The sequence below is a fragment of the Micrococcus sp. KRD012 genome (genome assembly GCF_017168555.1).
GTDB lineage: Bacteria > Actinomycetota > Actinomycetes > Actinomycetales > Micrococcaceae > Micrococcus > Micrococcus luteus.
Genome location: NZ_JABFBB010000018.1, coordinates 4,580 through 19,916 on the forward strand (window position 1 = coordinate 4,580; position 15,337 = coordinate 19,916).

Below are 15,337 nucleotides of genomic sequence, written 5' to 3' on the forward strand. Positions count from 1 at the left end.
GCCCTGCGCGAGCTCGTCGACGCGGCCATGTGGGCGGGGAACAGCGCGCCCCTGCCGGTGGACGGCGCGGCCATGTCGGCGCACCTCGCCGAGCTGAGCGAGCGGGAGGGCACCTTCGCGTTCGCCGTCGAGCAGGGCGGGGAGCTGGTGGGGCGCACGAGCCTCTATGACCTGGTGCCGGGGCTGCGGGTGGAGGTGGGGCACACGGTCTACGCCCGTCGGGTGTGGGGCACCTCCGTGAACCCCGGCTGCAAGCTGCTGCTGTTCGGGCACGCGTTCGAGGAATGGGCGCTGGAGCGGGTGGCCCTGCGCTGCGACCACCGCAACGCCCGTTCACACGCCGCCATCGCCCGCCTGGGGGCGACGTTCGAGGGCACTCTGCGCCGCTTCCGCCCGGCGGCGGACGGCACGATCGCCGACGTCGACTACTTCAGCGTGGTGCGCGAGGAGTGGCCCGCGGTGCGCGGCGGGCTCGAGGCGCGCCTGGCCGCCTAGAGGTGTACAACGGGGGGATGCCACCCGAACCCTCTGCCCCCCCTTCCCCGCGGGCGACCGCCCTGCTGTTCGCGCTCGCGGTGGCCGCCGGCTCGGTGATGCCGCTGCAGGGCCGCATCAACTCCCGCCTCGCCCACCTGACGGGCGACCCCGTCCTCGCCGCCCTGTGCTCCTTCGCGGTGGGCCTGGTCGTCATGGTGCTCGTGAGCGTGCTGACGCCGCGGGGCCGCCGGGGCCTGGCCCGCATCCGCCCGGCCCTGGCCGCGGGGTCCGTGCGCCCGTGGTACGCGGCGGCGGGCGTGATCGGCGGGCTCCTCGTGCTCACCCAGTCCGCGACGATCGGTCCCCTCGGCGTGGCCGTGTTCACGGTCGCCGTGGTCACCGGGCAGGTGGTCGGCGGGATGGTCGTGGACCGGCTCGGGCTCAGCCCCGCCGGGGTGCAGCGCCTGACGCCGCGGCGCCTCACGGGGGCGGTGCTCGCCCTGGCCGCGGTCGCCCTCGTGGTGTGGCCCTCACTCGGCGAGGCCGGCGGCGGGCCCGGCTGGGCGCTGCTGGCCCTGCTGCCCCTGCTGGCCGGTCTGGCCACCGCCGGACAGCAGGTGTTCAACGCCCGTCAGACCACGGCCTACGGCACCGCCATCCCGGCGACCCTGGTCAACTTCACCGCCGGCGTCCTCTTCCTCGGGATCGTGTGGGGCGGGATCGCCCTGGCCTCCGGCCACGGCCTGCCCGCGCTGCCGCACGACTGGCGGCTCTACCTCGGCGGCCCGCTGGGGTGCGTGTTCATCGGGGTGGGCGCCATGGTCGTCCCGCGCCTGGGCGTCTTCGCCGCCACCCTCGGTCTGGTCTCGGGCAACCTCCTGGGCTCCCTCGTGGTGGACCTGGTGGCCCCCACCGACGGATCCACGGTCACCACGACGACGGTGCTGGGCACCCTGGGCGCCCTCGCCGCCGTCGCGCTCGCGTCCTGGCCGGCGCGGCGCCGGTAGCGCCGCCCGCGGCGGCAGGCCGCCGTCACCGCGCGGGACTCAGGCGCGGGCCACGGTCTCCCGCCGCCCGTGCCGGCGTCCGTGCATCACGAAGTAGTACCCGGCGGCGACCACGAGCACGCCCGCCAGGGCCGCGTACATGGCGCCGTAGCCGGCTGAGGCCACAAGCCCGCCGAGGAGCACGGGACCCAGGCCCAGCCCCACGTCCGCGAACAGCATGAGGGTGGAGATGCCGGCGCCGAGCTGGTGGGAGGGCACCGCGTTCACGGCGATCGCCTGGGCCGCGGGCATGAGCGTGCCGTAGCCGAGGCCGCTCAGCGCCCCGGCCAGCACCACCTGCCAGTCGCGCGTGGCGAAGGCCAGCACCAGGAGCGCGGCTGTGAAGCAGAGGAGGGCGGGGTAGACGACGGCGTCGTCCCCCCGGCGGTCCTGCAGGGTGCCCAGGGTGAGGCGCATGACGAGCATCGCCGCGGCGTAGGCCAGGAAGAAGAGGCCGGCGCCGGCTGTGAGCCCGCGCTCCACCGAGTAGGCGTTCAGGTAGGTGAGGATCCCGGCGTAGCTCAGGCCCACCAGCAGCATGAAGCCACTGATCGGCAGCACCGCCGGGTGCAGCACGGAGCGCAGGCGGAAGCCCACCGCGGGGGCGGGGTGCTCCAGGGGGACCTCGCCGGCGGCGCGCTCGCCGTCGACGTCCGCCGCGGCGGGCGCCTCGCGCACCAGCAGGCCCAGCACGAGGCTGACCACCGTGATCCCCAGAGTCGCCCGGAACAGCCACACGTAGCCGATGGAGCCGGCGAGGAAGAGCCCCAGGGCGGGGCCGATCGCGGTGGCCAGGGTGGTGCCCAGCGCGAGGTGGCCGGTGGCCTCCGCGCGTCGCCCGTCGGGGATGGCCGCCTGGGCCAGGGCCATGACGGCGGTGCTGGCGAAGGCGTAGCTGGCGCCGTGGAGCATGCGCACCGCCACCAGGGCCGGCAGTGAGGAGGCGACGAGGTAGAGCGTGCAGGACAGTGCGACGGCGACCAGGGCCGCCACCAGGACGCGGCGCTTGCCGAAGCGGTCCACCACGTGGCCGGTGACCACGCGGCTGAGGGTGGCGCCGATGACGAAGGCGCTCGAGGCCAGCCCCGCCCCGGCGTCCGAGGCGGCGAACTGCCGGACCGCGTACACGGCCATGGTGGTGACGAGGGCGTAGAACGCGAGGAACTGGAGGAAGGAGACCACCCAGGCGAGGACGAAGGTGGGGGAGGCGATGCGTTCCTGCTCGGCGATTTGCATGATGCAAAAGGTAGCATCGTTTGCATGATGCAAACATCTGAGGGGGCGTGGGCCGACCCGGTCCGCGGGATCATGTACGAGCACATGCTCCTGCTGCGGGTGGCCACGCAGGGGGTGGCCCCCTACGGCCGGTCGAGCGCGCTGGAGCGCAGCGCCACCGTGCTGCTCGCCCGCCTGGAGGCGGGCGGGGCCATGAGCGTCGCCGAGCTGGCCGAGGCCTTCGACCTCGACGTCTCCACCGTCCACCGGCAGGTGGCCGCCGCCATGAAGGCCGGCCTCGTCGAGCGGGTGGCGGATCCCGACGGCGGCTCCGCCCGGCTGCACCGCCCCACGGAGGAGGGGCGCGCCCGCCTCGCCGCGGAGCTGAGCTCCCGCGCGGACAACGTGGCGCAGATCGTCGCCTCCTGGCCCGCCGAGGACGTCGTCGAGTTCAGCAGGCTCCTGCGGCGTTTCAACGAGGGGGCGGAGGAGCGCCGGGGCCACCCGTGGCCCCGGCCGCAGACGGGCCCCGGTGCGGAGGACCCCCGGCCCTGAGCGCCGCGCCCGCCCTCAGGCGCGACGGATGCGGGCGGCCAGCGCGGCCGATTCCGCCGGGTCCAGCACGGCCGCCGGATGCGGCCCCGCCGCGGCGAGGCGCTCCGTGCAGCCGGCCTCTCCCAGCGGCGCCCCCGCGGCCAGCACGACGTTGCCCCAGTCCAGGCGCTCCAGCATCCCCTGGTCCGCGAGCGTCCACGGGCCGGGCACCCCGGCCTCGGCGGCCGCCTCCTCGAGGGCGCCCAGCTCGGCGCCCAGGAAGTGCAGGCCGGCGTCGTCGCCGATGTTCACCAGCAGCACCCCACCCGCCGTCAGCAGCTCGAGCAGCTCCCCGTAGAACACGGCGCCGCGCAGGTGCTCGGCGCCCTCCTCGCCGGTGCCGATGTCCAGCACGACGGCGTCGAACCGCTCCCCGTCCAGCGCGAGGTCGACGGCGGCCAGGCGCGCGTCCGCGACCACGGAGACGAGGTCCGTGCCCGCCGGCAGGGGCAGCTCGGCGAGCACGAAGGACACGAGCTCCCGGTCCAGGTCGACCACCGTCTGCTCCGAGCCGGGTCGGGTCGCCTGGAGGTAGCGCGGCAGGGTCAGCGCGCCCGCGCCGAGGTGCAGGACCCGCACCGGCGCGCCCGTCGGGGAGGCTGCGTCGAGCACGTGGGCCATGCGGCGCAGGTACTCGTAGCGGATGCGAGCGGGGTCGGCCAGGTCCACGTGGGACTGGACAGCCCCGCCGATCTCCAGGACGAACCCGCCGAACTCGTCGGGGGCGATGCGGGCGTCCACGCCCGACGTGGACAGGTGGACGGTGTGGCCGGAGGGGGAGGGCTGGGCGGGGCGGGCATGCCCCCAGCATCCCACCCCTCAGTACGCTGGACGGATGAGTCAGAACGACCTCACCGTCTACGGCGCCGACTGGTGCCGCGACTGCCTGCGCACCAAGCGCCAGCTCGATGAGCTCGGCGTCGCCTACGACTACGTGGACCTCGTCGCCGACCCGGCCCAGGCCGATGCCGCCGAGCGGATCTCCGGCCGGAAGAACATCCCCGTGGTCGTGTTCCCCGACGGCGACCACCAGGTGGAGCCGACCAACGAGGAGACCGCGGCCAAGCTCACCGCGCTGGGCCTGATCTGAGATCGGGGGCCGCTCCCCGCGCGAGCCCCGCCGGCCCTCTCGGCGGGTGCGCATCGGGGTCTACGCTCTCCCCATGGAGCACATCGACGAGACCGCCCTGCCCGCCCCCGAGGACCGCGTCGTGTCCGCGACCCACCACGTCGACGCCCCGGCCGGCGTCGTCTTCGAGCTGATCGCGGACCCCTCCCGCCAGCCCGAGTGGGACGGCAACGACAACCTGGCCGAGGCCGCCCCCGGGCAGCGGGTGACCGCCGTCGGGGACGTGTTCGTGATGACCCTGCAGAAGGGCGTGGACCGCGCGAACCACGTGGTCGAGTTCGAGGAGGGCCGCCGCATCGCCTGGAAGCCCTCCGAGGTCGGCGGGGAGCCGTTCGGCCAGCTGTGGCGGTGGGAGGTCGAGGGCGACGACGAGGGCGGCTGCCGCGTCACCCACACCTATGACTGGACCGCCCTGACCGACCCGAAGCGCATCCAGAAGGCGCTGCGGACCGGCGAAGAGCAGCTCCGTGCGTCGATCGACCGGCTCGCGGAGCTCGCCGAGCGTCAGGACTGAGGGCAGGCGACGCCCGCCGCCGTCACGCCGCTCCGCGCCGCCGTCAGCGGTTGAGTCGCTCGCCGGTGTCGGCGTGGAACAGGTGCACGCGCTCCGGGTCCGGGACCACGTGCACCACGGACCCCTTCTCCGGCGCCGTGTAGCCCACCGTCCGCAGGGTGATGAGCCGCTCCTCGCCGCCGATCGTCGCGTGACCGTACACGTACGCGTCCGCGCCGAGCTCCTCCACGGTGTCCACCTCCACGGGCAGGCCGGCGGCGTCGTCGCTGATCACCAGGTTCTCGGGGCGCACGCCGAGGTCCACCGTCGTGCCGGCGTCGGCCAGATCCTCCCGCGGCACGGGGATGACCGTCTCGCCCCAGTGCACGCCCTCGTGCGTGGCGGGCATGCGGAAGATGTTCATGGCGGGGGAGCCGATGAACCCGGCGACGAACACGTTCATCGGGCGCTCGTAGAGGTTGCGCGGCGTGTCCACCTGCTGGAGGCGGCCCTCCTTGAGGACCGCCACCCGGTCGCCCATGGTCATGGCCTCGGTCTGGTCATGGGTCACGTACACGGTGGTGGTGCCCAGGCGACGGGTCAGGTTGGCGATCTGGGCGCGGGTCTGCACGCGCAGCTTCGCGTCCAGGTTGGAGAGCGGCTCGTCCATGAGGAACACCTGCGGGTCGCGCACGATCGCCCGGCCCATGGCCACGCGCTGACGCTGGCCCCCGGAGAGGGCCTTCGGCTTGCGGTCCAGGTACTCGGTCAGGTCCAGCAGCTTTGCGGCGTCCTCGACGCGGCGGCGCCGCTCGTCCGCGGGGACGCCGGCGATCTTCAGGGCGAAGCCCATGTTGTCCGCCACGGTCATGTGCGGGTACAGGGCGTAGTTCTGGAACACCATCGCGATGTCCCGGTCCTTGGGGTCCACGTCGGTGACGTCCCGGTCGCCGATCAGGATGCTGCCGTGGGAGAGCTCCTCGAGGCCGGCGAGCATGCGCAGGGAGGTGGACTTGCCGCAGCCGGAGGGGCCCACGAGCACGAGGAACTCGCCGTCGGCGATCTCCAGGTCGAGGGAGTCGACGGCGGGGCGGGGGGAGCCGGGGTACTGGCGGCTGGCGGAGCGGAAGGTCACGGAGGCCATGGTGGGGTTCCTTTCACGGGCAGGTACGTGCCCGACGATCCAAGGTGAAGGAGAGGGATGGGTGAGGGTCGGGGCTGACGGTCTACGGCGGCGCGGTGCTCGCTCTCGGCCGCAAGGCCAGGTGGTGCATGATCCGATGGGGGTGGGCGGCGCCGTCGAGGGCGCCGAGCGCCAGGCGGACGGCGCGGCGGCCCTGCTCGAGCGGGTTCTGGTCCACGGTGCTGATGCCCAGGCGGGCGGCCTCGGGGTGGCCGTCCAGGCCCATCACGGACACGTCCTCGGGCACGCGCAGCCCCAGGGAGTGGGCTGCCATCCAGGTGCCCATGGCCATCTCGTCCGAGATGCACATGACCGCCGTCGGCCGGCGCCGCGGGTCGGCGAGGAGGGCGCGCGCCTGGTGGTAGGTGCCGCCGATGGTGAAGTCCGCGGGCACCATCCAGTCGGCCGGCGTGCGCACCCCGGTGGCGGCGAGGGCGTGCAGGAACCCGCGGGTGCGCTCGGTGCTGACCTGGAACTCGATGTCCTCGTCCACGCGGCCCACGTAGGCGATGTCCCGGTGTCCGAGCTCCAGCAGGTGCTCGGTGGCCATCCGTGCGGCGCGGGCGTGGTCCACCTGGACGGCGGTGAACCAGTCCGGCAGGGTCTCACCCGCCGGCAGGCGGCCGCCGACGGCGATCACGGGCAGGCCGAGGCGTTCGAGTCCGGCGAGCTCGAACATGCTCAGCCGGAACGAGAGGGTGATCAGGGCGTCCAGCCGCCGTCGAGGCAGCAGGTCTGAGATGACCGTGGACCGACGCTCCGGGTCCTGGCCGACGTCGTAGAGCGTGAGGTCGTACCCGTGTCGCACGAGCTCGTCCGCGGCGCCCTCGAGCACGGCGGCGAAGAACCACCGGTGGGCGGAGGGGGTCACCAGCCCGATGTTGCGGGTGCGGCCCGAGGCGAGCGAAGAAGCGGCGGAGTCCGCCACGTAGCCGAGCGTGGCGACGGCCTCCTGGACTCGGGTGCGCGTGGCGACCGCCACGGGGCCGGAGCCGGTGAGGGCACGGGAGGCGGTGGCGGTGGAGACCCCGGCCATGCGGGCGACGTCCTTGATGCCGACCATCGGCGGTCCTCCTCCCGGTTCGAGGGGTTCTGTGGCGGGGCGGGTGCACGACGGCGGCGGGCCGGGGGTCGATGCGTGGCACCAGAGTACGGCACGGCAGGCGCGGTGGTGGAAGCGCTTCCATTCCCGTTTCAGCCGGTCTTGACCGCCGCCCCCACTCCCGCATGGCCGTGTTCATGCGGGAGCGCACGTCTGTGTGGCACATCACAGTGGAAGCGTTTACACTCCTGGGGACTGACTCCTTCAGCCGCCGGGGGCAGGCGCCGTCTCACCGCGGAGCCCACGTCGGCGACGCAACGGCCGGCGCATGCCGCGGGCCGCCACCCCTCGTGAAAGGCACACCATGCAGTCGACGACGACCGGCGGCCTCCTCCGCCGCCCGCTCAGCCTGACCCTCACCGCGGCGTTCTCCGCCCTCGCGCTCACCGCGTGCGGCGGCGGCTCCTCCGCCCCGGCGTCCTCCTCCCCGGCCGGCGCCACCGAGCAGGGCACGGCCGCCGCGTCCCCGAGCCAGGACCTCTCCGAGGCCGGCGCCACCACCATCACCATGTGGGTGGACCAGAACCGCCAGGAGCCGCTGCAGGCCGTGGCGGAGGACTTCAAGGAGGACACCGGGATCACGGTGGAGCTCGTGGTCAAGGACAACTCCACGATGAAGGACGACTTCATCACCCAGAACCCCACGGGCGAGGGCCCGGACGTGATCGTCGGCGCCCACGACTGGATCGGCTCGCTCGTGCAGAACGGCACCATCGAGCCCCTTGAGCTGGGCGACAGAGCCGGCGACTTCGTGGAGTCCTCCGTGCAGGCCGTCACCTATGAGGGCCAGACCTGGGGCGTGCCGTACTCCGTGGAGAACATCGCCGTCCTGCGCAACACCGAGCTGGCCGAGTCCACCCCGGCCTCCTTCGACGAGATGATCGCGGAGGGCCAGAAGGCCGTCGACGCCGGCGAGGCCGAGTACCCGTTCGTGGTGGGCCTCGACCCCGTCAACGGCGACCCGTACCACCTGTACCCGTTCCAGACCTCCATGGGCGCCCCCGTGTTCAAGCAGGCCGAGGACGGCTCGTACGACACCGGCTCACTGGCCATGGGCGGGGCGGAGGGTGAGGCCTTCGCCGAGAAGCTGGCCGAGTACGGCGAGTCCGGGGTGCTGAACCCGAACATGACCGCGGACATCGCCAAGGAGCAGTTCAACTCCGGCAACGCGGCCTACTTCATCACCGGCCCGTGGAACGTCGAGGAGGCCGAGGCGGCCGGCGTCGACTTCGAGGTCGAGGCCATCCCGTCCATGGGCGACCAGCCGGCGCAGCCGTTCGTGGGCGTCAACGCCTTCTTCGTCTCCTCAGAGTCCGAGAACCAGCTGGCCGCGAATGAGTTCGTGGTCAACTACCTCTCCACCGAGGCGGCCCAGGACGCGCTCTACGCCGAGGGCAAGCGTCCCCCGGCGCTGACCGCCTCCTTCGACAAGGCGGCCTCGGACGAGACCGTGAAGGCGTTCGGCGAGATCGGCGAGAACGGCGTCCCCATGCCGGCGGCCCCCGAGATGGGCGCGGTGTTCGAGTTCTGGGGCGGCGCCGAGATGAGCATCATCAAGGGCGAGGGCGACCCGGTCCAGACCTGGCAGAAGATGATCTCCGACATCGAGGGCCGCATCGGCCAGTGATCCGGCGCGGTCCGCCTCCGGCGTCCCCGCGGGGACGCCGGAGGCGGACCGTGGCCCCGCGCCCTCGGGGCGCACCCCCCTTCCACGGCAGGCCCTCGGGCCGGATGAGGAACTATGAGCCCGTCTTCCACCGCGTCGGACCGGTCCGACGCCGCCACCGCCGCCCTCGACGACGCCGCGCGCCGCACCGGCCCGGGCCGCCGTCGTCGTGCGGACGCCCGGGGTACCGACGGCCTCGGTGGCACGCTGGCCAAGATCGTCCTGCTGGGCCTCGTGGACGCCTTCGCGGCGTTCCTGCTGTTCCAGCTCGCGGCCGCGGGGGACTGGGTGGTGTTCGCGCTGACCCTGGCGGTCACGATCGGCATCAACTGGATCTACCTGCGCCGCGGCGGCCTGCCGGCCAAGTACCTCGCCCCCGGCCTGTTCTTCCTGATGCTGTTCCAGGTGTTCGTGGTGGTCTACTCCTCCTACGTCGCCTTCACGAACTACGGCGCCGGGCACAACTCGGACAAGGCCGCGGCGATCGAGATCATCCAGCGCTCCTCCTCCATCCGCGTGCCGGACTCCCCGGTGTACGACATCACGGTGCTGGAGGAGGGCGGCGACCTCTACCTGCTGACCCTGCGGGACGGGGAGCCCGTCCTCGGCGGCGCGGACCAGGCGCTGGAGCCGGTCGAGGCCCAGATGCAGGACGGGGAGCCGGTGGGGGTGGAGGGGTACACCACCCTGCGGTTCGGCGACCTGCTGCAGCGTCAGGACCAGGTCGCCCGCCTGAAGGTCCCGCTGAGCGACGACGCCGCGGACGGCACCCTGGAGACGCGCGACGGCTCCCGCGGGTACGTGTACGCGCCGCGTCTGGAGTACGACGAGGCCCGGGACACCTTCACGGACCTCGAGAGCGGCGTGGAGTACCGGGACAACGGCGAGGGCCAGTTCCAGGCGGACGACGGCAGCACGCTGCAGACCGGCTGGCGGGTGTTCGTCGGCCTGGACAACTTCACGCGCGCGTTCACCGACCCCGAGCTGCGCGACCCGCTCCTGCGGGTCACCGTGTGGACCTTCGCCTTCGCGTTCCTGAGCGTGGCCACGACGTTCGCCGTCGGGCTGCTGCTGGCGATCGCCTTCAACCGTTCGGACATGCGCGGCAAGAAGGTCTACCGGGTGATGATGATCCTGCCGTACGCGTTCCCGGCGTTCCTGTCCGGCCTCGTGTGGGCCGGCCTGCTCAACCCGGAGTTCGGCTTCGTCAACACCGTGTTCTTCGGCGGCGCGGACATCCCGTGGCTCACCGACCCGTGGCTGGCCCGGCTGTCGGTGCTCGTGGTGAACCTGTGGCTGGGCTTCCCCTACATGTTCCTGGTGACCACGGGCGCCCTGCAGTCCCTGCCCGAGGACGTGGACGAGGCCGCCCGCATGGACGGCGCCGGCCCGTGGCGCATCTTCCGCTCCATCAAGCTGCCCCTGCTGCTGGTCTCGGTGGCGCCGCTGCTGATCTCCTCGTTCGCGTTCAACTTCAACAACTTCAACATCATCTACATGCTGACCGGCGGCGGACCGCGGTTCCCCGACGCGGGCTCGAACATCGGCGCCACAGACCTGCTGATCACGGTCGTCTACAAGACGGCGTTCAGCGGGGTGGGGCGCGACTACGGCCTGGCCTCCGCCCTGTCCATCGTGATCTTCCTGATCGTGGCGACCATCTCGGCGATCAGCTTCCGGCAGACCAAGGCGCTCGAGGAGATCGACAAGTGAGCATCCCCCAGGATTCCGGACGGCCCCGGCCGGACGCCCCGACCTCGCCCCTCGCCGCCGCCCTGGCGCAGCAGGAGACGGACCCGCTGCGCTGGGAGGAGGACCCGGCCCCGCCACGACGCCGCCGCTCGTTCGGCCGCTGGATGCGGGAGCTCGGCTGGCGTCACGCGGTGGGCGTGCTGGCCAGCGCGTTCGCACTGTTCCCGCTGCTGTACGTGCTGTCCGCGTCGCTCGACCCGACTGGCACGATGGCGAGCTCGAACCGGCTGTTCTCCTCGTTCAGCGGGCAGAACTACGTGGACCTGTTCAGCGACCCGAACCGGCCCTTCGGCCGCTGGTTCCTCAACACGATGGTGATCGGCGTCATCACGTCCGTGATGACGGTGTTCCTCGGCGCCCTGGCCGCCTACGCGTTCTCCCGGATGCGGTTCACGGGCCGCCGCGTGGGGCTGCTGACGCTGCTGCTGGTGCAGATGTTCCCGCAGCTGCTCGCGGTGGTGGCGATCTTCCTGCTGCTGACCTACATCGGCAACCTGGTGCCCGTCCTGGGCATCGGCTCGCAGCTCGGCCTCATCCTCGTGTACCTGGGCGGCGCGCTCGGGGTGAACACGTACCTGATGTACGGGTTCTTCAACACCATTCCGCCGTCGCTGGACGAGGCTGCCAAGCTCGACGGCGCCTCGCACGCGCGGATCTTCTTCTCGATCATCCTGCGCCTGGTGACCCCCATCCTCGCGGTGGTGGCCCTGCTGTCCTTCATCACCACGGTCTCGGAGTTCGTGATCGCCTCCGTAGTGCTCACGGACCCGTCCGCGCAGACGCTCGCGGTGGGCCTCTACGGCTACGTCTCGGAGACCCGCTCCGAGAACTGGGGCGTGTTCGCGGCCGGCGCCGTGCTGGCGGCCCTGCCCGTGATGGCGCTGTTCCTGTTCCTGCAGCGGTACATCGTCTCCGGCCTCACGGCCGGCGGCGTGAAGGGCTGAGCCGACGACGGCGGTGGGAGGGGCGCCCGCCCCTCCCGCCTCACGGCAGCGCCAGCCGGAACACCTTCTTCCACGCGGAGCCCACCTGCCGCAGCAGCGGGCCGGTCGTGTAGGGCAGGCCGTAGCGGGCGCAGATCTCCCGGACCCTGGGCGCCACCTCGGCGTACCGGCTGGACGGCAGGTCCGGGAACAGGTGGTGCTCCACCTGGTGGGAGAGGTTGCCGGTCATGAAGTGCATCAGCTTCGAACCGGAGATGTTCGCGGAGCCGATCATCTGCCGCACGTACCAGTCGCCGCGGGTCTCGCCGTCCACCATCTCCTCGGAGAACGTCTCCGCACCCTCCGGGAAGTGCCCGCAGAAGATGACCGCGTGCGCCCAGATGTTGCGCAGGCCGTTGGCGAGCAGCGTGCCCACGAGCGCGGCCTTGCCCGAGCCGGTCAGCACCTCGGCGACGGCCGGCGTGGCCACGTAGTCCTTCGCGAACTGCCGTGCGGCCTTGACGCCCACGGAGCGCAGATCCGTCATCAGCTCCTCGCGGGACTTCTCGCCGCTCTGCACGCGGTCCAGCTCGAGGTCGTAGAGCGCGATGCCCCACTCGAAGATCGGCGCCAGCCCCGCATTGATCACGGGGTTGAGCAGGTGGCGGGGCCGCCACGGCTCGGACTCGTCCATGCGCAGGACGTTGTAGCCCACGTCGCGGTCCTTGCCCACCACGTTGGTCCAGCGGTGGTGCAGGTCGTTGTGGGTGTTCTGCCACGCCCGCGACGGCGTCACGAAGTCCCACTCCCACGTGGTGGAGTGGATGTCCGGGTCGCGCATCCAGTCCCACTGGCCGTGGAGCACGTTGTGCCCGATCTCCATGTTCTCCACGATCTTCGCGACCGTGAGCATGGCTGTTCCCGCCACGAACGCGGCGGGGTGGCGTGCGTTGAGCAGGAGGGCGCGGCCGCCGAGCTCGAGCCGGCGCTGCCAGCGGATGACGCGGCGGATGTAGGCCGCGTCGGAGGCGCCGCGGCGGGCGAGCACGTCGTCGCGGATCGCGTCCAGCTCACGGCCCAGCTCGGCCACCTGCGCGTCCGTCAGGTGGGCGGCGCCGGGCGGGCGCACCGCCGGGCTCCCGACGACGCCTGGCAGCCCCGGCGTCGCGGCGGCGGTGGGGCGGGACGTGGCGGCACGGGACTCGGCGGCGCGCGGAGCCCAGCTCGTGGTGTCGGGGCGGTCCTGCGGCAGGACCCGGGCGGCGCGGCCGCGGACGGTGGTGCCGGGGATGGCCAGGGCCAGATCGTCCGGGGCGGGTCATGTGATGCTCCTGGGGGCGGAAGGCGGGGATGGTCGGGGAGGCCCGGGTCGCGGGCCGGGCGTCAGGTTCACAGGCCGAGGCTCAGCGGGCCGGCGGCGGCGCTCACGCAGGTCTGGATCAGCTCGCCGGGCTCGCCGTGGACTTCGCCGGAGCGCAGGTCGGTGACCTGGCCGGAGCGCAGGGGGGTCAGGCAGGCGTGGCAGATGCCCATGCGGCAGCCGGACGGGGCGGCGACGCCGGCCTCCTCGGCCACGATCAGCAGCGGCACATCACCGGGAGCGTCGGCCTCGGCGTCGGCGTGCTCGAACACCACGCGGCCGCCCGCGCCGGCCACGCCCGCCGCGAAGTCCGCACGGAAGCGCTCGATGCGCAGGTCCTCGCCGGCCTCGCGCCGCCAGAGGTCCTCGGCGTCGTCGAGGAACTCGGCGGGGCCGCACGCGTAGGCGGCCCGGTCGCGCCAGTCGGGGCACAGGTCCTCGAGCTCGGCGGGGGAGGACAGGTCCAGGCGGCCCTCGTCCGCGGTGTGGCGGTGCACCACGCGCAGGCCCGGGAACTGGTCGGCCAGCTCGGCGAGCTCCTCGCGGAACAGGGCGTCCTCGGGGGTGCGGGAGGAGTGGATGAGCACGACGTCGGCGTCCGCGCGGGCCGGCACGAGCGTGCGGATCATGGACATCACCGGGGTCAGGCCCGAGCCGGCCGTGAGCATCAGCAGGGCGCGCGGCTCGTCCGGGAGGGTGAAGTCGCCCTCGGGGACGTCGAGGAACAGGACGTCGCCGGGCTTCGTGCGGCGCACGAGCGTGCCGGAGACGAGGCCGATGTCGGACACCGTGATCTCGGGGTCGGCGCCCGCGGGAGCGGAGAGCGAGTAGGAGCGCCACTGGCGCACGCCGTCCACGTCCACCCCGATGCGGGCCCACTGGCCGGCGTCGTGGGCCCGCCAGCCCGGGCCCGGGCGGAAGGCGATGGTGGCGGTGCCGGGCGTCTCGCGCGTCACGGAGGTGACCACGCCGCGCAGCTGCCGCGAGGAGTGCACGGGGTCGAGCAGGCTGAGGACGTCCTGCGGGGCGAGCGGGTGCAGGAGCGTCGACGCCAGACGGGAGAACAGAGACGGGCCGACCATGGCTCCAGTCTATGGCTCGGCATGCCGCAGTTCTTCGTCTTCAGCGTACGATCTGGGCCATCACTTCATCGCGAGGAGACAAGATTGAGTGTGACGCAGACCACCCCCGCCCCCGACTGGCGCCCTGGCAGTCCCTCCCCGACGACCTCGCGGAGCGCCTGGCCCCGGCGATCCCCGGGATCATGGAGCGCATCATCGAGACGGTCCCGGACCAGATCCCCGCCTACGCGGCGGCGCGCGACGGCCACTACGGCAAGAACCTCACCGCCGGCGTGACCACCGCCCTCGAGCAGCTGATGAGCCTGCCCGGCACCACCCGCCCGGCCCTGAACAGCGAGTCCCGCGTCCTCATGGCCCGCCTGGGGGCCGGCGAGTTCCGCGAGGGGCGCTCCATGGACGCCCTGCTCGGCGCGTACCGCACCTCCGCGCGGATCGTGTTCCGCGAGCTCTCCGCCGAGTGCGCGCGCCTGGGCCTGGAGATGTCCGTGGTGATCGAGCTGGGCGAGTCCATCTGGGCGTACATCGACGAGCTCTCCTCCGTCAGCGCCCAGGCGTACGCGGAGGCGCAGTCCGCCCAGGCGGGCGTGCTCGAGCTGCACCGCGCCGCCCTCGCCACCGCCCTGGTCCGGGGCGGGACCGAGGAGAAGGAGGTGCAACGGCTGGCCGCGCTCGCGGACTGGCGGCTGCCGCGCCGGCTGGCGGTGGTGGTGCTGCCCGCGGACGCCGGCGTCGCCGTCCGGGAGAGGCTGGGCCGGGCCGGGCTCGTGGTGGAGCGGGACTCGGAGGTGGTCGCCGTGATCGACGCGACGCCCTCCCAGGGCCGCCGCGAGCGCATGCTGCGCCTGCTGGCGGGGACGGCCGCCGTCGTCGGGCCGGCCGTGGACTGGCCGCTCGTGCCCCACTCCTACCGGGTGGCCCGCACGCTGGCCGTCCAGGAGGCGGCGGGCCGGACGGCGGAGCCCGCGCAGGGGGAGGACGACGACGGCGCCCCGTCCCCGATCCTCGCCGCGGACCACCTGGCGCGCGTGGTGCTGGGGGCCGAGCCGCGCGTCGTGACGCAGCTGGCCGAACGCGTGCTGGCGCCCCTGGACGAGGTGAGCGAGGCGAAGCGGGCGGTGCTGGAGGAGACCCTGCTCGCCTGGCTCACGCACTGGGGCCAGCGGGCGCCGATCGCCGCGGAGCTCGGCGTGCACCCCCAGACCGTGGGGTACCGGGTGGGCCGGCTGCGCGAGCTGTTCGGGGAGGCCCTCGAGGACCCCGACGCGCGGTTCGACCTGGAGATCGTGCTGCGGGCGCGGCGGGGTCCTCGAGGGCC

At 73.1% G+C, this 15,337-nt stretch carries 15 protein-coding genes; 9 read left to right on the top strand and 6 right to left on the bottom strand.

The annotated features are described in order from the left end of the window. Together J1M37_RS07435 and J1M37_RS07440 are read left to right on the top strand one after the other, a co-directional pair. Positions 1 to 495 (top strand): GNAT family N-acetyltransferase (locus J1M37_RS07435; RefSeq protein ID WP_241250937.1); only part of this gene is annotated, 495 nt, incomplete at its 5' end. Between the two features lie 17 nt (positions 496 to 512). Beyond that, positions 513 to 1,484 carry a DMT family transporter gene (locus J1M37_RS07440; protein ID WP_206452393.1) on the top strand — a complete coding sequence of 324 codons (972 nt, stop codon included), beginning with the start codon at positions 513 to 515 and terminating at the stop codon, positions 1,482 to 1,484. 39 nt (positions 1,485 to 1,523) lie between these two features. Here J1M37_RS07440 and J1M37_RS07445 read toward each other — a convergent pair whose 3' ends face one another. Then, complete coding sequence (locus J1M37_RS07445) at positions 1,524 to 2,759, bottom strand: MFS transporter (RefSeq protein WP_122054753.1); 1,236 nt, start codon at positions 2,757 to 2,759, stop codon at positions 1,524 to 1,526. Positions 2,760 to 2,783: 24 nt separating this feature from the next. Between J1M37_RS07445 and J1M37_RS07450 the strand changes: the two genes are divergently transcribed. Further along, positions 2,784 to 3,293, top strand: coding sequence for a MarR family winged helix-turn-helix transcriptional regulator (locus tag J1M37_RS07450; protein ID WP_122054751.1), 510 nt, complete (start codon positions 2,784 to 2,786; stop codon positions 3,291 to 3,293). 15 nt (positions 3,294 to 3,308) lie between these two features. Here J1M37_RS07450 and J1M37_RS07455 read toward each other — a convergent pair whose 3' ends face one another. Then, complete coding sequence (locus J1M37_RS07455) at positions 3,309 to 4,148, bottom strand: fused MFS/spermidine synthase (protein WP_206452394.1); 840 nt, start codon at positions 4,146 to 4,148, stop codon at positions 3,309 to 3,311. 19 nt (positions 4,149 to 4,167) lie between these two features. On the opposite strand from J1M37_RS07455, the gene J1M37_RS07460 reads away from it, so the two are divergent. Both J1M37_RS07460 and J1M37_RS07465 read left to right on the top strand, forming a co-directional pair. Then, positions 4,168 to 4,422: a glutaredoxin family protein gene (locus tag J1M37_RS07460; protein WP_119217677.1), complete on the top strand. Its 255-nt coding sequence runs from the start codon at positions 4,168 to 4,170 to the stop codon at positions 4,420 to 4,422. A 73-nt stretch (positions 4,423 to 4,495) separates the two neighbouring features. After that, entirely contained in the window at positions 4,496 to 4,975 is a 480-nt protein-coding gene (locus J1M37_RS07465; RefSeq protein WP_122054747.1) for an SRPBCC family protein, read from the top strand. A gap of 43 nt (positions 4,976 to 5,018) precedes the next feature. Here the strand turns inward: J1M37_RS07465 and J1M37_RS07470 are convergent, their stop codons facing one another. Then, positions 5,019 to 6,098: an ABC transporter ATP-binding protein gene (locus J1M37_RS07470; protein WP_041104133.1), complete on the bottom strand. Its 1,080-nt coding sequence runs from the start codon at positions 6,096 to 6,098 to the stop codon at positions 5,019 to 5,021. Between the two features lie 82 nt (positions 6,099 to 6,180). Then, a complete protein-coding gene (locus J1M37_RS07475; RefSeq protein WP_041104131.1) occupies positions 6,181 to 7,200 on the bottom strand; it encodes a LacI family DNA-binding transcriptional regulator in 1,020 nt (339 codons plus the stop codon). A 343-nt stretch (positions 7,201 to 7,543) separates the two neighbouring features. Here J1M37_RS07475 and J1M37_RS07480 point away from each other — a divergent pair, with 343 nt between their 5' ends. From J1M37_RS07480 to J1M37_RS07490, 3 genes are all read left to right on the top strand, one after another. After that, a complete protein-coding gene (locus tag J1M37_RS07480) occupies positions 7,544 to 8,866 on the top strand; it encodes a sugar ABC transporter substrate-binding protein (protein WP_041104129.1) in 1,323 nt (440 codons plus the stop codon). A gap of 114 nt (positions 8,867 to 8,980) precedes the next feature. Next, entirely contained in the window at positions 8,981 to 10,618 is a 1,638-nt protein-coding gene (locus tag J1M37_RS07485) for an ABC transporter permease subunit (protein ID WP_041104127.1), read from the top strand. A gap of 62 nt (positions 10,619 to 10,680) precedes the next feature. Further along, positions 10,681 to 11,601, top strand: a complete 921-nt coding sequence (locus J1M37_RS07490) for a sugar ABC transporter permease (RefSeq protein WP_041104154.1) — start codon at positions 10,681 to 10,683, stop codon at positions 11,599 to 11,601. A 40-nt stretch (positions 11,602 to 11,641) separates the two neighbouring features. On the opposite strand, the gene J1M37_RS07495 is transcribed toward J1M37_RS07490, so the two are convergent. Next, complete coding sequence (locus J1M37_RS07495) at positions 11,642 to 12,877, bottom strand: fatty acid desaturase family protein (protein WP_446724887.1); 1,236 nt, start codon at positions 12,875 to 12,877, stop codon at positions 11,642 to 11,644. 92 nt (positions 12,878 to 12,969) lie between these two features. Beyond that, complete coding sequence (locus J1M37_RS07500; RefSeq protein WP_206452395.1) at positions 12,970 to 14,022, bottom strand: ferredoxin reductase; 1,053 nt, start codon at positions 14,020 to 14,022, stop codon at positions 12,970 to 12,972. A 182-nt stretch (positions 14,023 to 14,204) separates the two neighbouring features. Here J1M37_RS07500 and J1M37_RS07505 point away from each other — a divergent pair. After that, positions 14,205 to 15,337 (top strand): PucR family transcriptional regulator (locus J1M37_RS07505; protein WP_241250938.1); only part of this gene is annotated, 1,133 nt, incomplete at its 3' end.